The sequence below is a fragment of the Kordia antarctica genome (assembly GCF_009901525.1).
GTDB lineage: Bacteria > Bacteroidota > Bacteroidia > Flavobacteriales > Flavobacteriaceae > Kordia > Kordia antarctica.
The window spans coordinates 4,537,098-4,559,581 of sequence record NZ_CP019288.1; the positions used below are offsets into that span (position 1 = coordinate 4,537,098).

The 22,484-nt window shown below is 32.5% G+C and carries 22 protein-coding genes; 15 read left to right on the forward strand and 7 right to left on the reverse strand.

What is annotated here, in order from left to right; translation table 11 throughout:
* Positions 1–44 precede the first annotated feature (44 nt).
* Both IMCC3317_RS19005 and IMCC3317_RS19010 read left to right on the forward strand, forming a co-directional pair.
* Positions 45–770: an NRDE family protein gene (locus IMCC3317_RS19005; RefSeq protein ID WP_160131063.1), complete on the forward strand. Its 726-nt coding sequence runs from the start codon at positions 45–47 to the stop codon at positions 768–770.
* Positions 763–1,776 (forward strand): DUF6695 family protein, encoded by a 1,014-nt coding sequence (locus IMCC3317_RS19010; RefSeq protein WP_160131064.1) that lies wholly within the window; start codon positions 763–765, stop codon positions 1,774–1,776. Before IMCC3317_RS19005 ends, IMCC3317_RS19010 begins: the two co-directional genes overlap by 8 nt.
* Positions 1,777–1,786: 10 nt before the next feature.
* Here IMCC3317_RS19010 and IMCC3317_RS19015 read toward each other — a convergent pair whose 3' ends face one another.
* Together IMCC3317_RS19015 and IMCC3317_RS19020 are read right to left on the reverse strand one after the other, a co-directional pair.
* Positions 1,787–2,392, reverse strand: coding sequence for a hypothetical protein (locus IMCC3317_RS19015; RefSeq protein ID WP_160131065.1), 606 nt, complete (start codon positions 2,390–2,392; stop codon positions 1,787–1,789).
* Positions 2,389–2,979 carry a hypothetical protein gene (locus IMCC3317_RS19020; RefSeq protein ID WP_160131066.1) on the reverse strand — a complete coding sequence of 197 codons (591 nt, stop codon included), beginning with the start codon at positions 2,977–2,979 and terminating at the stop codon, positions 2,389–2,391. Before IMCC3317_RS19020 ends, IMCC3317_RS19015 begins: the two co-directional genes overlap by 4 nt.
* Positions 2,980–3,084: 105 nt before the next feature.
* Between IMCC3317_RS19020 and IMCC3317_RS19025 the strand changes: the two genes are divergently transcribed.
* The gene (locus IMCC3317_RS19025; protein WP_160131067.1) at positions 3,085–4,047 is read left to right on the forward strand and encodes a hypothetical protein; all 963 of its coding nucleotides are present in this window, start codon (positions 3,085–3,087) and stop codon (positions 4,045–4,047) included.
* A 565-nt stretch (positions 4,048–4,612) separates the two neighbouring features.
* Here IMCC3317_RS19025 and IMCC3317_RS19030 read toward each other — a convergent pair.
* The 3 genes from IMCC3317_RS19030 to IMCC3317_RS19040 form a co-directional block, all read right to left on the reverse strand.
* Positions 4,613–4,753 carry a hypothetical protein gene (locus tag IMCC3317_RS19030; protein WP_160131068.1) on the reverse strand — a complete coding sequence of 47 codons (141 nt, stop codon included), beginning with the start codon at positions 4,751–4,753 and terminating at the stop codon, positions 4,613–4,615.
* Positions 4,754–4,812: 59 nt separating this feature from the next.
* Positions 4,813–5,064: a hypothetical protein gene (locus tag IMCC3317_RS19035; RefSeq protein WP_160131069.1), complete on the reverse strand. Its 252-nt coding sequence runs from the start codon at positions 5,062–5,064 to the stop codon at positions 4,813–4,815.
* A gap of 100 nt (positions 5,065–5,164) precedes the next feature.
* A complete protein-coding gene (locus IMCC3317_RS19040; RefSeq protein WP_160131070.1) occupies positions 5,165–6,745 on the reverse strand; it encodes a helix-turn-helix domain-containing protein in 1,581 nt (526 codons plus the stop codon).
* A 586-nt stretch (positions 6,746–7,331) separates the two neighbouring features.
* Here IMCC3317_RS19040 and IMCC3317_RS19045 point away from each other — a divergent pair.
* Both IMCC3317_RS19045 and IMCC3317_RS19050 read left to right on the forward strand, forming a co-directional pair.
* Positions 7,332–7,574 (forward strand): hypothetical protein, encoded by a 243-nt coding sequence (locus IMCC3317_RS19045; protein ID WP_160131071.1) that lies wholly within the window; start codon positions 7,332–7,334, stop codon positions 7,572–7,574.
* 85 nt (positions 7,575–7,659) lie between these two features.
* Positions 7,660–7,833 carry a hypothetical protein gene (locus tag IMCC3317_RS19050; protein ID WP_160131072.1) on the forward strand — a complete coding sequence of 58 codons (174 nt, stop codon included), beginning with the start codon at positions 7,660–7,662 and terminating at the stop codon, positions 7,831–7,833.
* Positions 7,834–8,547: 714 nt separating this feature from the next.
* Here the strand turns inward: IMCC3317_RS19050 and apaG are convergent.
* A complete protein-coding gene (apaG, locus tag IMCC3317_RS19055; protein WP_160131073.1) occupies positions 8,548–8,934 on the reverse strand; it encodes a Co2+/Mg2+ efflux protein ApaG in 387 nt (128 codons plus the stop codon).
* A 295-nt stretch (positions 8,935–9,229) separates the two neighbouring features.
* Positions 9,230–10,489, reverse strand: a complete 1,260-nt coding sequence (locus IMCC3317_RS19060) for a type IX secretion system plug protein (protein WP_160131074.1) — start codon at positions 10,487–10,489, stop codon at positions 9,230–9,232.
* A gap of 193 nt (positions 10,490–10,682) precedes the next feature.
* On the opposite strand from IMCC3317_RS19060, the gene IMCC3317_RS19065 reads away from it, so the two are divergent.
* The 10 genes from IMCC3317_RS19065 to IMCC3317_RS19110 all read left to right on the forward strand — a co-directional run bounded on the left by IMCC3317_RS19065 (position 10,683) and on the right by IMCC3317_RS19110 (position 22,389).
* A complete protein-coding gene (locus IMCC3317_RS19065; RefSeq protein WP_160131075.1) occupies positions 10,683–12,032 on the forward strand; it encodes a Na(+)-translocating NADH-quinone reductase subunit A in 1,350 nt (449 codons plus the stop codon).
* Between the two features lie 4 nt (positions 12,033–12,036).
* Positions 12,037–13,308 carry an NADH:ubiquinone reductase (Na(+)-transporting) subunit B gene (locus IMCC3317_RS19070; protein WP_160131076.1) on the forward strand — a complete coding sequence of 424 codons (1,272 nt, stop codon included), beginning with the start codon at positions 12,037–12,039 and terminating at the stop codon, positions 13,306–13,308.
* Between the two features lie 2 nt (positions 13,309–13,310).
* Positions 13,311–14,105, forward strand: coding sequence for a Na(+)-translocating NADH-quinone reductase subunit C (locus IMCC3317_RS19075; RefSeq protein ID WP_160131077.1), 795 nt, complete (start codon positions 13,311–13,313; stop codon positions 14,103–14,105).
* Between the two features lie 3 nt (positions 14,106–14,108).
* Positions 14,109–14,756 (forward strand): NADH:ubiquinone reductase (Na(+)-transporting) subunit D, encoded by a 648-nt coding sequence (locus IMCC3317_RS19080; RefSeq protein WP_160131078.1) that lies wholly within the window; start codon positions 14,109–14,111, stop codon positions 14,754–14,756.
* Positions 14,757–14,835: 79 nt separating this feature from the next.
* On the forward strand, positions 14,836–15,561 hold the full coding sequence (nqrE, locus tag IMCC3317_RS19085) for an NADH:ubiquinone reductase (Na(+)-transporting) subunit E (RefSeq protein ID WP_160131079.1): 726 nt from the start codon (positions 14,836–14,838) through the stop codon (positions 15,559–15,561).
* Position 15,562: 1 nt separating this feature from the next.
* Positions 15,563–16,870 (forward strand): NADH:ubiquinone reductase (Na(+)-transporting) subunit F, encoded by a 1,308-nt coding sequence (gene nqrF, locus IMCC3317_RS19090; protein WP_160131080.1) that lies wholly within the window; start codon positions 15,563–15,565, stop codon positions 16,868–16,870.
* Between the two features lie 234 nt (positions 16,871–17,104).
* Positions 17,105–17,467 (forward strand): Na(+)-translocating NADH-quinone reductase subunit F, encoded by a 363-nt coding sequence (locus tag IMCC3317_RS19095; protein ID WP_160131081.1) that lies wholly within the window; start codon positions 17,105–17,107, stop codon positions 17,465–17,467.
* Complete coding sequence (locus tag IMCC3317_RS19100; protein WP_228054852.1) at positions 17,464–18,495, forward strand: FAD:protein FMN transferase; 1,032 nt, start codon at positions 17,464–17,466, stop codon at positions 18,493–18,495. The genes IMCC3317_RS19095 and IMCC3317_RS19100 overlap by 4 nt, the downstream gene beginning before the upstream one ends.
* Positions 18,496–18,655: 160 nt before the next feature.
* A complete protein-coding gene (locus IMCC3317_RS19105) occupies positions 18,656–21,640 on the forward strand; it encodes a sensor histidine kinase (RefSeq protein ID WP_160131082.1) in 2,985 nt (994 codons plus the stop codon).
* On the forward strand, positions 21,637–22,389 hold the full coding sequence (locus IMCC3317_RS19110) for a LytR/AlgR family response regulator transcription factor (RefSeq protein WP_160131083.1): 753 nt from the start codon (positions 21,637–21,639) through the stop codon (positions 22,387–22,389). Before IMCC3317_RS19105 ends, IMCC3317_RS19110 begins: the two co-directional genes overlap by 4 nt.
* The last annotated feature ends 95 nt before the right edge of the window (positions 22,390–22,484 follow it).

Genomic DNA, 22,484 nt, shown 5'->3' on the forward strand with positions numbered 1-22,484 from the left:
GAAAATTTTGTAAGTTGCTTCCCTAAAGTTAGACAAAAGCTTCTATGTGTACAGTTAGTTTTATATATAAAGGAAATGAGGAGTTTGTAATAACATCAAACCGAGATGAATCGCCAATGCGAGAAACATACAAACCTAATTTTTACAATACTTTAGATACAAAAATGATATTTCCAAAAGATGCCGTTGAAGGCGGAACTTGGATTGGAACAAGTGATAAAAAACGTGTTGTTTGCCTGTTAAATGGTGGTTTTGAAATGCAGGCGCATTTGCCAAAGTATCGTCACAGTCGCGGTATTGTTGTCAAAGATTTTTTAGCTTCCACAGATATTACAAAAACTGTTACTAATTATAATTTAGATCTCATAGAACCGTTTACGATTGTTATTGTTGATTGGAATACAACAGTTCAACTTTTTGAATTAATTTGGGATGGAACTCAAAAACACTTCCAAAAACTTCCGTTAAAACCTCGTATTTGGTCGTCTTCTACATTATATACTGAAAAAATGAAAGAAATGCGACGCAATTGGTTTACTGCTTTTCAGCAAGAAGAAACACTGAATGCAACTTCAATACTCAACTTTCACAAAACGGCAGGAATCAACGATCCAAATGTTGATGTGATTATGAATAGAGGTTTTGTGCAAACAATCAGTATCACGCAAGTGGAAAAAATAGCAAAAAATGTTACGATGAATTATTACGATCTTGTCAAAAAATCGCATACTATTAATTCTTTTAATCCAATAGAAGCAGTATATGAATAATTCGGGTATTATACTTGCGCTGGCATATCCTGACACTATTGTACGAACTGCCGAAGAATGGTATTCGCCTTTTATGAGGTTCGTAGGAATTGGTAAAAAACACTACATTCGTGCTGGTCATGCGGCTTTGGTGCTCATTGAAAAATCGACAGGAACTATTGCGTATCACGATTATGGACGTTATGTTACAAAACTGTCTTACGGACGCGTACGATCAAAAGTGCGCGATCGTGAACTCGATTTTCCGCTAAAAGCAATCATTCGTAATAACGAAATTGTCAATCTAGACGAATTATTACACTTCTTTGGAAACAATCCAAAATTAACACATGGCGAAGGAAAAATGGTGGCTTCTGTATGCGATCAAGTTGATTATGAAATAGCTAGAAATTATATTGATTATTGCCTGCGACACGGTTCCACAACGTACGCGGCTTTCTTGAAAAATGCTTCCAATTGTGCGCGATTTGTTACAGATACTTTAATTGAATCCGTGACCAATCCGAAAGTGAAAAAGCGATTAAAAAAATCAACATGGTTTACGCCAAGTACTGTCGGAAACGTCGTGTTGGCAAATACAACGAAACATATATATGAAGTTATTGGCGAAAATATCCAAGTGTTCAATTCTACTTCTCGAAAAGAAATAATACGTTGTTTTTTAGATCGATTAAAAACTCATGAACCAAATACAACAGGGAATTTAGTACCAAAATCACTTCCTACTATTTCAGAAAACGCGCAATGGCTTTCAGGAATTGGTGCTGGCGTATGGTTTGAAATTGAGCAACTTCCGGCAATTACCTATTGTTTTAGAATCCGTAGAATTTCTCCGTATGGAAATGTAGATGTGGACGGAATTTTTAAAGTAAATGATCCACGATTTGATTTGCAACAACCCTACGAATTCATTCATGATTCCAACTGTTCGTATTGTAACATTCTACAAAACGATAAAGTGTATTACTTTAGTTTTCAAGAGGATTATACGTTGGCTATATCCTAAATATTTACTTTCATAATGGAGTATTTATTTTTTTATAATGTAGACATTCGTCAGAAGCGCTACCTGCGGCGAAAAAGAAGACAGAACCAATACTTTTTATAAAATGATTAATCATTAAATCACCTTTATGAGAGACACCAATTCGGAGTTTTTTATGATAAACACTTTCGAAAATAAACGGAACTCCTTTTCGTTTTTTTTCTTCCAATTCGATTAAATGAATAAAGCCATCATTTCTCAATTCCATATTCATTGTAATAGTTGCAAACACATTATTTTTGTGCTCTTCTTCTCTAAAGATAAATTGGATTTTAGTGTCTGATACTATACTTATATCAACTACATACGGAGTAAATGTATGCAAAGCTATTTCCTGTTCTAATATAAAATGTGCAACCGTAGATTCGTTTTTTCTTGTGCCTGTATATACAGTTTTTGAGTGCGAATTTATTCTCTTAGAAAAGTTAAGTTGATAAGTTCCGTCAATTTTGTGAATGGTATTCTGAGTAAGTGCAATACTGTCTTTTTTTGAAATTTTATTTGTAAATGATGCGCCACAACTTGACAAACATGCAATTGAAAGTACTATTACAATGATGAGATTTATTTTTTTCATAATATTGATTGTATTTTTTCATACGTACGTCTATATCTCCATGTTTTCCATGATAAAAAGCCAACACCGCCAATGGCACCTGAGCGATGATTATAAACATCAAATACTAAATTTTCATCTTTGTCTAATGTCAATCGCGTTCTTTTCACATCAACGGCGCCAAAAACGTATGGAATTAACACGAAACCGATATTCTTATTTTTTAGATACAAATAGCCATCTTTTTTAAGTTTCGTTTTTAGGAAGCGTTCTCTAAATATGACATCATTTTCAAGATACGTAATCTTTATTTTTTTCTTATTAATAATCTTTAGTTCAAATGTATAGTTTTTTGCACTATCAATTTGCAAGGTATCTTTTAAAAGCTTTCTGTCTATTTCTCGTAAAAAATTATTTCCAGTCCAAAAAAGTTTTGAAGGATATAATTCAGAAAGGCTATCAAATCCCATTTCTTCAATATCATACAGACCATTTATATTGTTTAAACTGTTTTTTTGCAAGCGATTTGGATTCTTCAAGTTTTTATCAAATACGCCACAACTTGTCAAACAAATGGCGACAATAACTACTAATAGTATTTTTTTCATAATAAATCATTTTTGAATTATAGCTCAAATCTATTGCAATAATTACAAGTAAAATCGTTGGAATAGCAATTGAGAAACTTTATTTTTGTGAAAATCGCAAATCATATGCAAGAATTCTTTCTATCAAAATTAAAAGACGCGTTACCCGCGAATGTTTCCTTAATAGATACCGTAGCGGAAATACTCGACATCAGTTACGATGCCGCGCACAGACGCACAAGCATGAAAAGCAAATTGTCGTTGGAAGAAGCGGTAAAACTTTCTCGTCATTTTAATATGTCTATCGATCAGTTGTATGAAATTGGTTTGCAAAATGTCATTGCTGTAGAGAAAACTCAAATGATTAAATCGCAAAAAGACTTAGAAACGTATTTTTTGGCTTCGTATGAAAATATTCAAAAATTGCTAGCGATGGAAGATTCTGAAATCATTTATTCCGCAAAAGATTTACCAATATTTTATACAGCTTCCGACAATGTGTTATCACGATTCAAAATGTTTGTTTGGTTGCAATTATTAAGCGAAGAACAAAAAGTACTTACTTTTGAAAACTTTGCACCTTCGGTTTCGTTGGTTTCAGAAGCTTCTCGTTTGGGAGAATTATATTCAAATTTGAATGTAACCGAAATTTGGGATGTAACTACAATTAACAGTACGTTGAAGCAAATTCATTATTATTACAAAGCTACATTACTCACGGAAAAAGTGGCGTTGAATTTGTGTGATGATTTAAAAGAACTCTTGGAAACGATTGAAAATAAAGTCGCGAATGATGTACAATACAAATTATATTACAATGAATTGTTGCTGATGAATAACTCGGTAATGGTAAAAACGCCGATTATAAAAACGTTATTCGTTGCGTATACAATTTTGTCGTATTACAAAACAAGCGATACAGAAACATTGGCACAAGTTGATGAACATTTACAACGACAAATGCGGAATTCAAAACTACTATCTACTGCAGGAAAAAAAGAACAACGTATCTTTTTCAATAAAATGTATAAAAAAATTGAAGCGTTAAGGCATTTGATACAAGCGGAAAATGTATTGGATTTTGAGTGATTTTTGGACTCGCTTTGCTTTTGGAATGTTGGTATCGCTGTCGCTCTTGGAAACGGCTTCGCCTTTAGTATCGCTGCGCTCTTGGTATTTTGGTATGTGAATTTTTTACATATTAGATAAACTTATAAACCTTTCAACTCTTAAACTAAAATTCTACTTTAGGATTGTTTGACAGGCTACGCTGTTACTAAATTCTGATTATAAATACATTCTCTTCTTTTTCTGTATTCTAAGTTTTGCAGTTGATGTCCAATCATAAAACAAAGTTATAGTCAGTTTAGAAACTGTATGAAAGAGTTATGAAGAAAGAGATATGGTAAGAGTAAAACTATTAAATGAATTAGTGTATTCGTATTACAGAGTCAAGATGAGTTCAATACTAATAAAACTTGATAATATTTAGATCAATCATAAATACTAGCCGATACTTTACAATTTAAAAAAGGAAAAGGTATATACTACCGAAGACTCAGTATACTAAAACAGGATTAAATTATAACTAATTTAATCCTGAGTTTTTAAAACTTATACAGTTTGTGAGATGTTCCCATTTAAGGATAAAACATTACCCGTCACATTCATTAGTTTCAGCAAAACCTTCCAATGTTCTTGTTCCACCATTTGTTCCTCCTTTAATTCTATAAAGTTTAATAACTGAGACAGTTTTTTTGTTTAAATTAAGTGGCTTTAAATTCTTTGTTTTCATAATGTTTAAAATTTAATTTTTAGAAATATACAAAATTCACTTCATTTAAGGATAAAACATTACCCACCACATTCATTAGTTTCGGCAAAACCTCCTGTTACATTTCCTAGTGTTTTTGTTCCACCATTTGTTGTTTGACAGCTAGTACCAAAAGGGTCTTCGGTTTCTCTTGGTGGGCAAGTAAAAGTGTCTGGCAAACAATTATTAATAACAGTTTGCTGATAGCTAACTGGTTGATTGTTTCCACCTAAAATCATGCTCAAATTGTTAATCTTAGCGATTTTGATTTTTTTAAACTTTAAATTTTTCATAATGCGAATTATTTGTTTTGTTATCTATGGCAAGATGAGAAATCTTTTTAAAATCTGCTAATTGTTTAATTGATGCTTTATAAAACATCAATTTTGTATGTCATTGATTATTAATGCTTTTGATGTAATGTGAAGGAAGCATTTTTGTTTGCGCTTTAAAGGCTTTAGAGAACGTTTCTTGGCGTTTAAAACCAAACTCTTCAGCAATTGCCTTGATGGTATATGCTCTTAATTTCTGGTCATTTCTTAAGCGAATTAGTGCAGCGTTGATTCGTAATTCGGTAAGGTAGGATGTAAACGGTTTTTCTTTATAGGTATTAATCACATTTGATAAATAAGATGTATTGGTTTTTAACTTTTTGGCAACAAATCCTAAGGTGCAATCTTGTCGTAAGTAATATTTTTTTTCCTCAAAAGTTTTCAAACCTTCTAAAATTTCCAATACACTTTCATCTGTAATCACCGAAGTTGTCGTTTTTACTAGTTGCGATTCGGTTTTAGATTGCTCCAACGCATCTATAGTTTGTAATAGCTCTTGAAAGCGTTTTTTAGCTTGTTGTTGTTTTTTTCTGTATAAGAAGAAAAATAATAGTAATGATAGAATCAAAACCCCAGAGATACTATACCATAAAGTTGCACGACTTTTTTGTTGTTGCCCATAATCATCTAAAGATTCTATTTTTTCTTTTAAAGGTACTATGTCGTTTTTTATGTGTAGTTCATTATTTACTATTACATTGATACTATCGTATTTCTGGTCAAACGTTGCAGCTAATTTTTGGTTTTCAAGACTCTTTTCTTTGTCACCTATTTTTGTGTAGCAAATACCTAAGGAGTGATGCACTTCTTTTAGTTCGGGGAATTCAAAATCTTCTTTTGCGGTAATTACTTTAATTTTTTCAAAATACTTAATAACACTATCGCATTCCTGTAATTGTAGGTAATTTTTACCTAAATAAAGGTAAGATGTTGTTAGATATTGTCGATCACCAAACTCTAAAATACCATGAATTAAAGAATTTATATGATTGATACTTATTTTATATTTTTTCTGTTGAAAGCTAATAATAAATTTACTAACAGAATTATAAATATACAAATCTTGAAATTTTTTAAAAGAAGTTTTTTGTAATGCTTCATTAGCATATAATTCAGCATTTTTATAATCTTGCATTTTTAAATACGTATCTGAAAGAAAACTTAGACTTTTAATTTCAAGGCGTTCCAAATCACTACTTTTTTGCTGACGAATTAATTCTAAATTTTCAGTAAATATTTGCACTGCTTCTTTTAGATCATTAGTTTGTTTTTTTAGAAAACCTATGTTGTGATTTATATTTAAAATAGCATTAATACTGCCCATACTTTTCGCAATATCTTTTGCTGATAAATATTGATCAGTAGCATTTTTATAATCTCCCTTTAATGAAAAAATATTCCCTTTTAGAACAATATTCTTTAAGATTAAAGAGTCACTATTTATTTTTTTTGCAATAGAAAGCGAATTTTCCACATGTTTAAAAGCATCATCATTGTCATTTAATGATTGAGCTATAAAAGCTTTTCTAAATAGAGCTTCCCCAATTTTCCTGTCATCTTTAGTCATTTGAACTTTAACATAGAGCTCATCTGCATATATTTTAGCCTTTTTAGGATTGTTATATCTATAAACCAAATACAAAGAATCTAAATCTTCATACGATTTCTGCGCTAAAGAATCTGATTGTGCATACAGCATTGAAAAGTTACAAAAGAGTATAAATAATAAAACTCTTTTAAGAATATTAGGGGATGGTTGACTATTAAACATATAATAAAATTCTTGAGATTACCCAAATATAATGAGAAATTCCATTCCATTGAAGAAGAAGAGTCACCTAAATATATTAATTAATATTTAGACGGTTTTGTGAGCATACAAAAATGTAAAAACTTACATATAGTGCTATATATATTATCTGCAAAAACACAATTGGTACTTTATAAAAGGTCAATTGATGTTTTATAAAAGGTCAAGTACATTCCTTTGTTTATCTGTATTAACTTGTTTTCTTTGAATCAATAATTCATTTAAAACATGTACTGTTATGAAAGAAAATGTTTTAAAATTTTAAGAATGTTGAGTTAACGAAAAAGACTCATATCCAAGTTCATGAAGGTCATAACACTCAATGGTTGCAACATATTACGAAAAATGGATTAGTAAGATCAAACGAAAATATAGCTATATCACTTTAATATTAACATTTTAATTAAAACTACAAATTATGAAAAAACAAAAAATGAACGCTTTAACACTAAACAAAAAGCGAGTATCTAACTTAAACACACTTCTTGGTGGCGCACCAAACTATACGCATGCACCACAACGCACACGAGATGACAGATGTATCGTTTCTGCACATTATGGTTGTCCAGACACGTTTCTAAATACATGTAACTTGTCTGAAGCCGGACCATCTGTATGTGCAAACTGTCCTGTAGAACCATCAGGTCCAGTAGATCTTTAAGGCAAAATAAATTATAATCACTACTTATTTTAATACATATTAACATTCAAAATTTTAAATTATGAAAAAACAAAATTTTAAGTCATTGACATTAAAAAGAAACACAGTTTCTAATCTAGATTTAGTAGAAATTAATGGAGGAATTTCTGGAGGAGCTTGTGGTTCACATGGTAACTCTGCATGCTGTCCACAATCATATGGCAACTGTAATTCAGATCAAAGAACATGTACTGATTCAGTTGTACACTGTAATGGGTAATTAGAAAGTTTATACAAACTTAACAATTATGGTCGGAAGAAATTTCGACCATTTTTATTAAACAACACTTAAATTTTATATAAATTATTAGTAGTGTCCGATAAAAGATATAAGACCGCTTACTTCGACTTCGCTCAGCACAAGCCGACCATAGAGCCAAGAATAAAGACTTTATGCTAACTATTTGACAACCAGCAGTAATTTAAAATAGAATATTGTGTTTCTACCTTTTCAAAAATTGTTTTTAAAAGCAAGGTGTTGTTGCAGTAAAACACTTAGACTTCAATTATAAATAGACTTTGAGACATTTCAAATAATTTTGATCGGACACAACTAATAATTTTAGTAATATTAAAGATCCAGCACACAAACTCGTGTTAATGGAAGCAGCACATGGTCAGGCAATTAATGATGATACAAATTTACCATGGTCGGTATTCAGTCCGGAGTTAGTCACGGCTTCGTCTATAGTATCGCTGTCGCTCTTGGTATTTTGGTATGTGAATTATTTACACATGAGATAAACTTATAAACCTATCAACTTTTAAACTAAAATTTTACTGTTAGATTCGCTTCGCTTTTGGAATATCGAACAAAGAATATCGAATGTTGAAGTTTTCTGAAGAAATTTTAAATTATGAATGTTGAATTTTAAATAAAAAAATATTTTACCTAATACCTAATACCTAATACCTAATACCTAATACCTAATACCTAATTAAGCGCAAAAGGCGCACTCAATTTAAAAGTAGGAATAAAAACTCGGAACTTTTTTGTAGTTGTGAAATTCACCATATTAAAATGCCCGCGCATGGCTCCAATTGGAGACGAAAGCAACGAACCTGATTGATATGTGTGTGATTCTCCTGGTTTTAAAACAGGCTTTTTGCCAATAACACCTTCGCCATCTACAATTTCAATACTATTTAAAGCATCAAAAATTTGCCAATGTCTTGAGGTTAATTGTACAGAATCTTTACTTTGATTTGCAATCGTGATTTGATACCCAAAAGCAAAATGCATCTTGTAGTTCTTGAAGAATGTACCTTCAAAACTTGTCTCTACCGAAATTTTTATACCTCTAGTTACCTGTTGAATCATCTGTGATTTGTATAAGTACTCAAAACAAATAGCTTTTAGGGTTTTATAGCTATTCTTTCTCCCTTTTTCTGTGTTAAAATTTTAAACCGTAACTGCTGCTATGCTTAAAAATTTTGCCTTGATAAAGAAAAAAATAATTTTCTCTAAATTCCCGAAAATCTAAATGTATTGAGTATAAATGATTACGCTCGTTTTGTTATCTATACAAAAGCAATACACTCAAAAATACGAATTTTCTATTTACTTCTTCCAAAGACACTGAAAATTTAACGATTTTCAGTGTAAAAACTGCCTTTTAATTTTTAATTACGCTAGAATTTGTAGTGCCAATTCCTATAATACTATCATAGGTTTCGCCAAATTTTCGGAAATATACGATAATCAAATAGTCGTTTTCTGTTTCAAAATTAGAACCGCTAATTTTACTTGATTCAATTTCGTTTTTACCATTTACAACTACATATTTATAATTGTAAAATCCTTGTTTTAGCAAAATTGCTGCTTCATACAAGTCCGTTTCAGAATTGTAAAGCAGTTGATTCTCTTCTGTCAAAGCATAATTATTAAAACGTCCGTAGACATATACTTTGCTGTTTTCTAACGTCATATAATTGGCAAGCGAAAAATGGATCATTGCATAATCAGCTTCAATAGAAGGATCATCTCCTTGAATTGTATTGACAACAAAATTACCATTAATGTCAGGGTAAAAAGTATACGGTTCTGAAGCGCGCGTAGCATCTACATGTAAAAAATTATGGTAAATATCTTTGAGTTCAAAGGTTCTGATGCTAATATTTCCGCCACGAATTTCTTTATTATCAAAGTTATAAAATTCGTTTCCTCCTGGAAAACTCGTTTCAGTATTGTAACGATACATTAATTTAGAACCTAACGTATATTGTGGTTTGATGTTTGTAATTGCAGTATTCCACTGATAATTCTGTAAAATGGCAACTTTTACTTCGCGTTCTGGATTTCGTAATAATAAGTTTGGCGAATTGATCTCAAACTGAATCAATTGATTTTGCTGAATCGTACTCAAATCACGTGTTCTATGAACTGCTGCGCCAACATTTACATCATTTTGAAACACAATAAACTTTCTGGAAAACATTAATTCATCTTCATCATTATAAATAGAAAGCATATAATTCCCTGTCAATAACAAGGTTGTCAGTCTATTAGGAATCGTCAATCGATAATTGGAATATAACTGTAATGTATTAAATGAATTTTCATAATTGATAATGCGTTGATTGTCAAATCCTTTTAAATATTGTGCTTTCGCTAAATTGGAAGGTGTCCAATCGTAATTGCAGTGTACAATTTTATAATAATAATCAGCTTCATCGCCATTTACATCATCAAAAGTAACTTTCAAAGGTTCGCCTAATCGTAACACAGGAAATTGATCGCCTGTATTCGTTCCAGCTAATACAATACTTTTAATAAAATTTGGTGGTGCAACTTCTTCCAAAGGCGCAACTTGCGCTTGTGTGTAAAAGCTTATAAATGACAATAATGAGAAGATATAAAAATTGCGAAGCATCATTAGTTTTAGAATTTATGTAAAGATATGCAAAATGTATGCCCAAACGAGGTTCTTAGCTTTGTAGGTTTAAAACGAGTGATTAAATTATTAATTTAGAACGAATATAAATAACTTTTATAGTGGCGCAATGGCTTTTAGTTGAGTGTATAAATGTTTAAATTTGCACGTTTTTTAGTAAAAAAAATCTATAACTATGTCAAAAGACATTCGCATAAAAAAAGGCTTAGATATTAAGCTTGTTGGCGAAGCAGAAAAAACTACAATTGCAGTAAAGGCAAGTAGTTTTTATGCTGTAAAGCCAGAAGATTTTCACAGCATCATTCCCAAAATGTTAGTGAAAGTTGGTCACAAAATAAAAGCCGGTGAGGCATTATTTCATTCCAAAACAGATGAAGCATTACTTTTTCCTTCTCCCGTAAGTGGAGAAATTGCAGAAATCATACGAGGAGCAAAGCGTAAAATTTTAGAAATTAGAATTGAAGCAGATGCAACTCAAGAATACCATGATTTCGGCAAAAAAGATGCTGCTAAAATGTCTGGAGACGAAGTAAAAGCACATTTGCGCGCTACAGGTTGTTGGCCATTTATAAAACAGCGTCCGTACGACGTAATCGCTAATGCAGGAAAGTCGCCAAAAGCGATTTTTGTTTCAGGACACAACAGTGCTCCTTTAGCTGCAGACTTCGATTATGTGTTGGCAGGAAAAGAAGCTGAATTAAAAGCCGCATTAACCGCGCTCACAAAACTTACTGAAGGAAGTGTTCATGTAGCAACAAAGAAAGGTGGAAATTCTCCATTGGCAAACGTTGTAGGAACAATTTCACATCAAGTTTCTGGACCGCATCCATCAGGAAATGTTGGAACGCACATTAATAAAATTGATCCTGTAAATAAAGGTGAAGCTGTTTGGACAGTATCTGCACACGATTTGGTAATTATCGGAGAATTGTTACTTACGGGTAAATTCAACGCTACTAGAACAATTGCAGTAACTGGTTCGCAAATTACAAAACCTACATACGTAACCGCAATTGCTGGTGCAAGTATAAAGGATCTTGTTGCAAACAACATCAACTTAGACAACACTCGTATTATTAGTGGAAACGTATTGTCAGGAAAACAACAAGCTGAAGATGGCGCTATTGGATATTACGATAACCAAATCACGGCAATTCCAGAAGGTGACGATTACGAATTATTTGGATGGAACAAGCCAATTTTCAATAAAGTAAGTACTTCTAGAGCATTTACATTTTCTTGGTTAACGCCAAATAAAAAATTCGACCTTAATACAAATACAAACGGTGAACATCGTGCTTTTGTAACTACAGGAACGTATGAAGAAGTATTTCCATTAGACATTTTTCCGATGCAAACACTAAAAGCGTGTATGTATGCAGATTTAGATGAAATGGAAGCTTTAGGTATGTACGAAGTAGCACCTGAAGATTTTGCATTGACAGAATTTGTATGTGTTTCAAAGCAGCCACATCAAAAAATTATTAGAGAAGGTTTAGACTTAATGCTTAAAGAAATAGGATAACGCTATGAGCTTAAAAAGTAAATTACATACTATAAAAGAGAAGTATAAAGGAACCAAAATGGCGCCTGCGTTTAATGCATTGCATACGTTTTTATACTTACCTAATGAAACTACGCACAACGGAACGCACATTAAAGTAGCGGACGATTTGAAGCGTACGATGAACACCGTAATTATGGCGTTAGTGCCATGTTTAATTTTCGGAATGTTCAATGCAGGTTACCAACATTACTTAGCATTAGGAGAAATAGAAGCAGCCAGCGGATTTTTTGGAGCTTCTTTTTGGACTTTAGATAATTTAATTCTTGGAGCATGGCAAGTATTACCACTTGTAATTGTTTCTTATGGAGTTGGACTAGCTGTTGAATTTTTATTCGCAGTCATCAAAGGACACGAAGTTGAAGAAGGATATTTAGTAACAGGAATGTTAGTTCCATTAATTGTACCAGTTGATATTCCATTATGGATGTTAACAGTTGCGGTAATTTTTGGAGTTGTCATTGGAAAAGAAGTTTTTGGTGGAACTGGAATGAACATTTTAAATCCTGCGTTAACCATTAGAGCTTTCTTATTCTTTGCATATCCAACGTGGATGTCTGGAGATCAAGTTTGGGTTCACGGAGCTGTTGAACGTGCTGGAACACCAGATGCAATATCAGGAGAAACTTTACTTGGTTTCTATGCGAAATCAGGTCAAGAACTCACGATTGCAGGTACAAATGGCGGATCGGAAATAGTCACAACGTACGGAGAAAGAGCTGCCGATTTATATTCCTATTGGGATATGTTTTGGGGATTAATTCCTGGATCTGTTGGAGAAACGTCTAAAATACTAATCATCGTTGGCGCATTATTCCTAATCTTCACGAAAATTGGAAGTTGGAGAATCATGTTAAGTACCGTAATTGGTGCTTTAGCAATGGGATTAATTTTTAACGGAGTTGTGGATGCTGGATGGATTCCAGAAACAAGCAAATTCTTTGGATTAATGAGTATTCCTTTTTGGCAACACTTAATCATTGGTAGTATCCTGTTTGGAGCTGTTTATATGGCAACCGATCCGGTAACGGCATCACAAACAAACAAAGGAAAGTGGATTTACGGATTCCTAATTGGTTTTATATCAATTATGATTCGTGTATTCAATCCAGCATATCCAGAAGGTGTATTCTTAGCAATCTTGTTAATGAATGTATTTGCACCAACTATTGATCATTATGTGGTTCAAGCAAATGTGAAGAAAAGAATGAAACGTCTAAAAGTAAAAACAACTTAACGATGGAAAAGAGAACAGATAAAAATTCATATACCATACTATTCGCCATTGGAATGGTGTTTGTAGTTGGTTCGTTGCTAGCATATTTGGCAATGGTATTAAAACCATTGATTACTGAGAATGAACGTTTAGAGAAGCAACAAAATATTCTCTATACAATGGGAATCAATAATAATGATGAAAGTAGCGCTACATTTATTTCTACGAAAGAAGCTCCTAAAGAATTTTCAAAATACATAACAGAACAAATTGTTTTAGTTGTGAAAAATGGAAAAATAGTAAGTGAGCAAACTAGAGAAGAATACAAAGCAGAAAATAACGGGCAAGAACCATATTTGATTGATGTTAAAAAACAACAAGCAAATGTAAAAGCAGGGAAACCTAGAAAGTTGCCTTTGTTTATTGGGGAAAAAGATGGAAAAAAATTCTACATCGCGCCGATCAGAGGAAAAGGACTTTGGGATGCAATTTGGGGTTATGTTGCTATGGATGAAAACATGGTTGTGCAAGGTGTATACTTTGACCACAAAGGAGAAACGCCAGGACTTGGAGCAAACATCAAGCAACGTTATTTCATGGATGATTTCACAGGAGAGCGTTTATTGACAGAAAGTGGATCTTTTAAAGGAATTACCATTTCTAAAACAAATGCAGATCCTATCAACACAGACAAAGACGATTACGAAATAGATGCCATCGCAGGTGCAACAATTACCGGTGATGGAGTTACAGCAATGATCAAAAAAGATTTGAAGTTGTACTTACCATATTTTCAAAACTTAAAAAACAACAAATAAGTCATGGGAAAAGATAGTAGATTAATATTAGACCCATTAGCAGACAATAACCCAATTACCATTCAGGTATTAGGTATTTGTTCCGCACTGGCAATTACAGCAGAGCTTGAAGCTTCTATTGTAATGTCTATATCCGTATTATTTGTATTAGCAGTTGGAAACGTGGTGATCTCTTTAATGAGAAACATTATACCTTCAAAAATTAGAATTATTGTACAATTAATCGTTGTAGCAACACTTGTAATTATTGTCGATTTAGTACTAAAAGCATTTGCTTATGAATTAAGTAAAACACTTTCAGTATTTGTTGGATTAATTATTACAAACTGTATCATTATGGGACGTTTTGAAGCATTTGCTTTAGGAAATGGACCTTGGAGAGCATTCTTAGACGGAATTGGAAACTCATTAGGATATGCACTTATCTTAATCATTGTAGGATTCTTTAGAGAATTATTAGGTTCTGGAACACTATTAGGAATTCAAATATTAGGAGATCCAATCGGAACAGCTACAACTGGACCAACAGGATTGTACGCTTTTGGCTATGAAAATAACGGTTTCATGTTATTATCGCCAATGGCATTAATCGTGGTAGGAATCATCATTTGGGTACAACGTTCAAGAAACAAAGCTTTAATAGAAGACTAAAAATTAGTTGTTAGTTTATAGTTGCTGGTTGTTAGAAATGCACCAACAACAAATAACTAACAACTAAAAACCAAAACATATGGAACACATAGAATTATTATTCAAATCAATATTCATAGATAACATGGTATTTGCAACATTCCTAGGAATGTGTTCATACCTTGCTGTATCTAAAAAAGTAACGACTGCTGTTGGACTTGGAGCCGCAGTTATATTCGTACTTGCGATCACAGTTCCTTTAAATTGGCTGTTAGATCAATACATCTTACAACCTGGAGCATTATCTTGGTTAGGATCAGAATATGCAAGTTACGATCTTAGTTTCTTATCATTTATCATGTTCATTGCAACCATTGCAACCATGGTACAATTGGTAGAAATTATTGTAGAGAAATTTTCACCTTCATTATACAACTCACTTGGTATCTTTTTACCTTTAATTGCTGTAAACTGTGCAATATTAGGTGGATCACTTTTCATGCAATCAAGAGAAATTGCAACCTTAGGATTGGCAACAACCTACGGGATTGGTTCAGGAATCGGTTGGTTCTTAGCAATCTTAGCGATTGCAGCTATTCGTGAAAAAATCAGATACTCTAACGTGCCACCAGCTTTAAGAGGTTTAGGAATTACCTTTATAATCACAGGCTTAATGGCAATTGGATTTATGAGTTTTGGAGGAATGTTAACAGGTGGTGATGAAGAAGGAGAAGCATTAGAAAATAATGATGGAGCTCAAATCGAAACCATACAAGACAATAGTACTACAAATGAAATCGCTAACAATATAAAAGTAATTGATTAATATGATATTAGCAGCAAGTACATTAGGAACAGTAATAGCAACCGTAGCAGCCTTTTTACTAATTACGTTAGTATTGGTTTCTCTATTGCTATTTGTAAAGCAAAAACTATCTCCATCAGGACCTGTAATGATTACAATCAATGGGGAACGAGAAATTCAAGTGGCTTCAGGAAGTACACTTTTAACTACGTTAAGTAGCGAAAAAATATTCTTACCATCAGCTTGTGGTGGTGGAGGAACATGTATTCAATGTGAATGTCACGTATTAGAAGGTGGTGGAGAAGCATTGCCAACTGAAGTTCCGCATTTTACACGTAAAGAATTAAAACACGGAGCACGTTTAGCTTGTCAAGTAAAAGTAAAGCAAGACATGAACATTACAATTCCAGAAGAAGTATTTGGAATTAAAAAATGGGAAGCAACGGTTGTTCGTAACTATAACGTAGCATCATTTATTAAGGAATTTGTAGTAGAAATTCCAGAAGATATGGGTTACAAAGCAGGTGGATATATTCAAATTGAAATTCCTCCATGTGAGATAAAATACGCAGACATGGACATTACTGCGCATCCTGAAGAGCATGAAACGCCAGACAAATTCCAAGCAGAATGGGACAAGTTCGGATTATGGCCTTTAGTGATGAAAAACAATGAAACCGTAGAACGAGCATACTCAATGGCTTCTTTCCCTGCGGAAGGTCGCGAAATTATGTTGAATGTTCGTATTGCATCGCCGCCGTGGGACAGAGCTAAAAATGCTTGGATGAGTGTAAATCCAGGAATTGCTTCGTCATACATATTTGCACAAAAACCAGGAGACAAAGTAACAATTTCAGGACCTTACGGTGAATTTTTCATCAATGAGTCTGATTCAGAAATGTTATATGTTGGTGGTGGAGCAGGAATGGCGCCAATGCGTTCACACTTGTATCATCTATTCAAAACCTTACGAACAGGTCGTAAAGTTACATATTGGTACGGAGGACGTTCTAAGCGAGAATTATTCTACTTAGATCATTTCTATGAATTAGAAAGAGAATTTCCAAACTTTAAGTTCTACTTAGCATTATCTGAACCATTAGAAGAAGATAATTGGAAAGTTAAAAAAGATATTGATGATGAAGGAGATGGTTTTGTAGGATTCATTCACAACTGTGTAATTGACAACTATTTAAATCATCATGAGTCGCCAGAAGATATTGAATTATACTTCTGTGGACCACCATTAATGAACCAAGCAGTTCAAAAAATGGGAGAAGATTTCGGAATTCCGGATGAACATATCCGATTTGATGATTTCGGAGGATAAAAAAACTTCATTCAAAATATATAAAAAGATCGTTTACGTAAAGTAGACGATCTTTTTTTGCATTCAAAAGCTTTTGTAAATATTGTGTTATCTGAAATTAAAGTATCTTTATACGGTTGTAAATTCTTAAGTAAATAAAGTATGTTGCTGAGGTTTATCGCAAAAAAATAAAACAATAAAAAGCACTATCAATACATCAATACTTTCATTCGTATTGAACTATTATTTCTACTAATGGAAAAGCTAACAAAACAAGAACTCCACAATCTTGCGATGAATATCGTAGGAAAAGAACTGGAAGAAAAAGGATATGAATTTTTGGCGGTAAACAGTCAACTGAAAAAGCATCCGCAATTTGTCTGTATTGATAAACTTAATAAAAAGAAATTCGTACTTGTAAAAGCAGTTACGTATCCTGAAGATCCTAAAGAATACGATACCGTTTGGATGGAAACATTCCGACAACACGTAGAAAAGTTTGAAGGCGAATTGTATTTTGCTGGTGTTGGACTCGGAAATGCAGACAATCCGTTAGAAGAAGTATTAAAAGATCAGCCATACATTTTAGATTACGATGGTTTAATTCAAATTACATGAATATAAAAGCAGTTAAAATATCATTGTACGTATGTATTGCATTATTTATAACATCTTGCGCAGACAAGCCAAAAGATGTCATTATGCGTGCCAATACGGGTTTTGCATTGGGAACTACGTATTCTATTCAGTATGAAATTTTTGATGAAAAAGAAGATTATAAAAACGATATTGAAAATGTATTTTTTGAAGTGAATCAATCAATTTCGACCTACATACGAACTTCGGATATTTCCAGAATCAATAAAGGAGAAAAGGATATTGTGATTGATGATTATTTTAAAACAGTCTATGAATTTTCAAGAGAAGTCTACGAAAAAACAGACGGTTATTACGATCCTAGTGTTGGCGCTTTGGTTAATGCTTGGGGATTTGGCCCAGAAAAACCAATCAATAATCTAAACAAACAGCAAGTAGACAGTATTTTACTATTTACAGGATTTGATAAAGTACGCGTTACGAAAGAAGGAAAAGTAGAAAAAGATCATCCTTCAGTGACGTTTGACTTTAATTCTTTAGGAAAAGGATACGCAATTGACCTTATTGGAGAAATGCTTGATAAAAAAGGAAGTAAAAACTACATCATTGAAGTTGGTGGCGAAATCTTAACTAAAGGAATAAATACGAGCAAATCTAAAAAATGGTTTGTTGGTATAGACAGTCCAATTCAAGATGAAGAAGAACGTCAATATATAGAATACATTACGCTTGAAAATAAAGCAATGGCGACTTCTGGAAACTACCGAAAATTCAGAATTGATCCAATAACTGGCGATCACTATGTACATATCCTAAATGCAAAAACAGGATATCCAATGAAAAATAATGTATTGAGTGTTTCTGTCGTAGCAGATAATTGCATGAAAGCAGACGCATACGCAACCGCTTTTATGGTGATGCCTTATGAAAAAACAAAGCAATTGCTCAGCGAACTAAAAGATGTAGATGCATATATTGTGAGCAAAGATGAACAAGGAAACATGCAAACATATAGTACAAAAGGTTTTCAAGATTTAATCATTAAATAAAGACAATTACTTCACGTTAGTAGCGTTAACTTCCACATAAATATTTCAGAAAATTCAATTTCAAAAAAAAGTAAATTTAGACAGCAATACTTCACTTTCAGCAATTCACACACTGCTTTCATAAAAAAAGTAACTGAATCAATTATTTAAAATTGTAATTTTGAGAGTTATAATTCTAAATACGTTGATTAAAAAACTACATTTTCTATTCATATTGCTTTTTGCTACTGTTGCATTTGGGCAACATCCAATATATACGCAGTTTTCTGAAAAAGATGGTTTACCCGATATTGAGTTCTACAATATGACGGAAGACAGCAAAGGTTTCATTTGGCTGGCTGCCAATAAAGGATTTTACAGGTATGATGGAAATCAATTCAAAATCTATACAAACAAGGAAAAAAGGGGTTTATCAGTCTTTGAACCCAAAGAAGATTCCAAAGGAAGAGTTTGGTGTTGTAACATTTCAGGACAATTTTTTTATGCTGAAAACGATGAACTCATCACCTTTATTGATTTAGAAAAAGAAATTAATGGGCGACTAGGAAGTTTCATCGTTACAGATAAACACTTATTAGTATTTACGTATCAAACAATTTATAAAATTTCATTAAAAACAAGAGAAATTGATACGCGTATACAAATCGGAAATCCCCTAATCGGAAGTCCTTACAGATATGGAAATGAAATATACGTAACTACTGGAGAAAGCATTGTTACATTAGATTTAGAATTAAATATAACCAAAAAAATTACTTCAGAAGCTATTTATGACGACTTATCTAAACGAAGTATAGGATCGCCATTAATTACTGGAAGCAAAGGGAAAACATATTTAAAATTTATGGATAGAAATAGCCAATCATATCTATATCTATTTGATTTGAATTCAGGTCAGTACGAAGAAATTGAATTGGAAGCAGCACTAAAAAACAGCAATATAGCTGCGATTAGTTTTTATAATGACGAAATGTTATTCTCATCCTCTAGCGGACTTTGGGTATATAGTATGGAAGGCGGGAATTTAGTTTATAAAAACAGGTATTTCAAAAATGAATATGTTTCAAAAGTAGTCGTAGATAGAAACGAAAATTACTGGGTTACAACGCTTCGTAATGGTGTATTTGTCATTCCAAATATCAACAACAATAACTACAATCTCCAAGATGGTATTGAAGGTTTTAAATACATCGAAAAAATAAATGAAGCATCGTTTTTCTTTGGAACTGCAACTGGAGATGCAGGTTTTTACAATATTGAAACTAATAAAATATCGCTGATTGATTTAAAAAAGAATACGCCTGTACAAGCGGCTTTTTATAATAAAAGCAACAAAAAGATGTACATAAGTCAACAAGATCAAGGAGTTATATACGATTTTGAGACAAAAACCATCACAACAAACCGTGATTTTTTCAATGCAAGAAGTATATCATATATAAACAAAAACACGTTTCTTCTTGCTAATTACCAAGGAGCTTCTGTTGTGGAAAATGGAAAAGTAGACTCCCGATTAAAATTTTTGCGAGCATATATTGGTTTTCACGATACCATCAGTAAAAATAGTTATGTCTCTTACGTGGACGATTTGGTAAAATATGATTCAAAATTTAACGCAAAAATAATTCGCTATCAAGGAAAAAAAATTCATTCCGTTAGTATTACAAAAACCGACGACGGAACTATTTGGGTTTCTACATTTAAAGATGGTTTATATGGTATTAAAAATGATAGTGTTGTTGTAAATTATACTACGGAAAATGGATTGGCTTCAAATTTTACTCAAAAAATAAAAGGAGACAGAAACTCACTTTGGATTGTTACCAATAAAGGAATTCAATTGCTAAATACTAAGACAGAAACGTTTAAAATACTAACTAAAGGTGACGGAATAAGCACGTATTTAATTAATGGAATTATTCCTTTTAAAGACAATGTTATATTTTCTACCAATAAAGGTATATTTTCGATTGATCGGAAAACGGCATTTCAACAAAGAGTGAAACCCGAGATTTACTTTACAGGTATTCAAATCAGTGAAAAAGATACACTATTACAAGAAAAATATACACTACCACATTCTCAAAACGCAATAAAACTAAGCTTTAATTCCAATGGTTTTAGATCCAAAGAACACATTCGGTATTACAGTAGATTGCTAGGGTTTAATGAAAATTGGATTCCTGTTGATGAAGGTATCGATTTTGTAAAATACAATAGTTTGCCAGTCGGAAACTACACGTTTCAAGTACTTGCAGAATCTACTTCTTTAGCCAGAAAGTCAGAAATTGCAGCCATTGAAATTGCAATAGAAAGTCCATTCTGGAAAAGACCTTGGTTTGTTATAAGTTCGGTTTTGTCAGCGTTACTATTTATCATTCTCTATTACCGAAATATTCTCAAAAAACGTGACAAGCAAAAAAATAAAGAACTCGAAAAATTAGCTCAAGAACGCGAATTGGTATTCTTAAAACTAGAAAATTTACGTTCGCAGATGAATCCGCATTTTATCTTCAATGCATTGAATTCGATTCAGGAATACATCATCCTAAACAAAAAAAACTTAGCAAGCGATTATCTAGGGAAATTTGCCGATTTAATTCGTACATATCTCAATCACAGTAACAAAGGTGCAATTTCTTTGCAGGATGAAATAGATTGTTTGGAAATGTATTTAGAATTAGAAGAATTACGCTTTGAAGATAAATTATCTTATACATTTCACATAGATGAAAACATTGATACAGAATCACTTAGTATTCCAACGATGTTGATTCAGCCATATGTAGAAAATGCGCTCAAACATGGTTTATTACACAAAAAAGACAACCGATTATTATCAATTTCGCTACAAACAGTTCCTAAAAAAAATGCTATTATTTGTACAATTGAAGACAATGGAATTGGAAGAGAAAAAGCGTTGGAACTCAAAATAAAAAAAGACAAAATGCACAAATCTTTTGGAACGCAAGCAACGCAAGATCGATTGGATTTACTCAACTACGGAAAAGGAAAACGTATCGGAGTTTCCATTGAAGATTTATACGACGCACATACAAAAGAGCCAAGCGGAACCAAAGTTGTCATTACAATTCCGGCAACCAACATAACGGCTTCATCAAACTATACAACACAAGAATCATGAAAGTAATCATCATAGACGACGAACGAAAAGCAAGAAACTTGTTGCGTGTTCTCGTATCAGAAAACTGTCCTAAAATCACAGAAATATTTGAAGCGGAAGATTTACTTTCAGGAATAGAATTGATCAAAAGCGAACAACCTCAAATTATATTCTTAGATATTGAAATGCCACAACACTCTGGCTTAGAAATCTTAGACTTTATAGAAAAAGACAATTTTAATTTCGAAATCATCTTTACAACTGCGTATAGCGAATATGCTATCAAAGCATTTCAACTTTCCGCTATTGATTACTTACTAAAACCTGTACGTGCAACGCAAGTGCAAGAATCGGTTGAAAAAGCGGTAAAACACATTGGGAAATCGCAAATCAATACAAAACTAGAAGAGCTCAAAAAAAGTTTAGCATCGTCTAATTTTAATAAAATTGGATTGCCATTTGCTGATGGTTTCGAATTTGTAAACTTCAATGAAATCATCTTACTAAAAGCGGACGGAATGTATACTAAAATTACAACACTCAACGAATCTGACATCTTAGTCAGTAAACCGTTAAAGCATTTTGTATCGTTGCTCGAAAAAATAAGCACCTTCTACAAGCCACATCGTTCGTATCTCATCAATCTAAAACACATCAAACAATACATCAAAAAAGATGGCGGTTACATTGTCATGGATAATAACGAAACGGTTTCTATCTCCAAAGACAAAAAAGAAGAGTTTTTAGCCATTGTTCAAAACATTGGATAACGGTTTAGCAGTTCAAAACTGACTTTCAGAAGATGAAACAAAATACAGACCGTTAACTACATATTTTAGCCTTCATAAACTATAAATTATACATA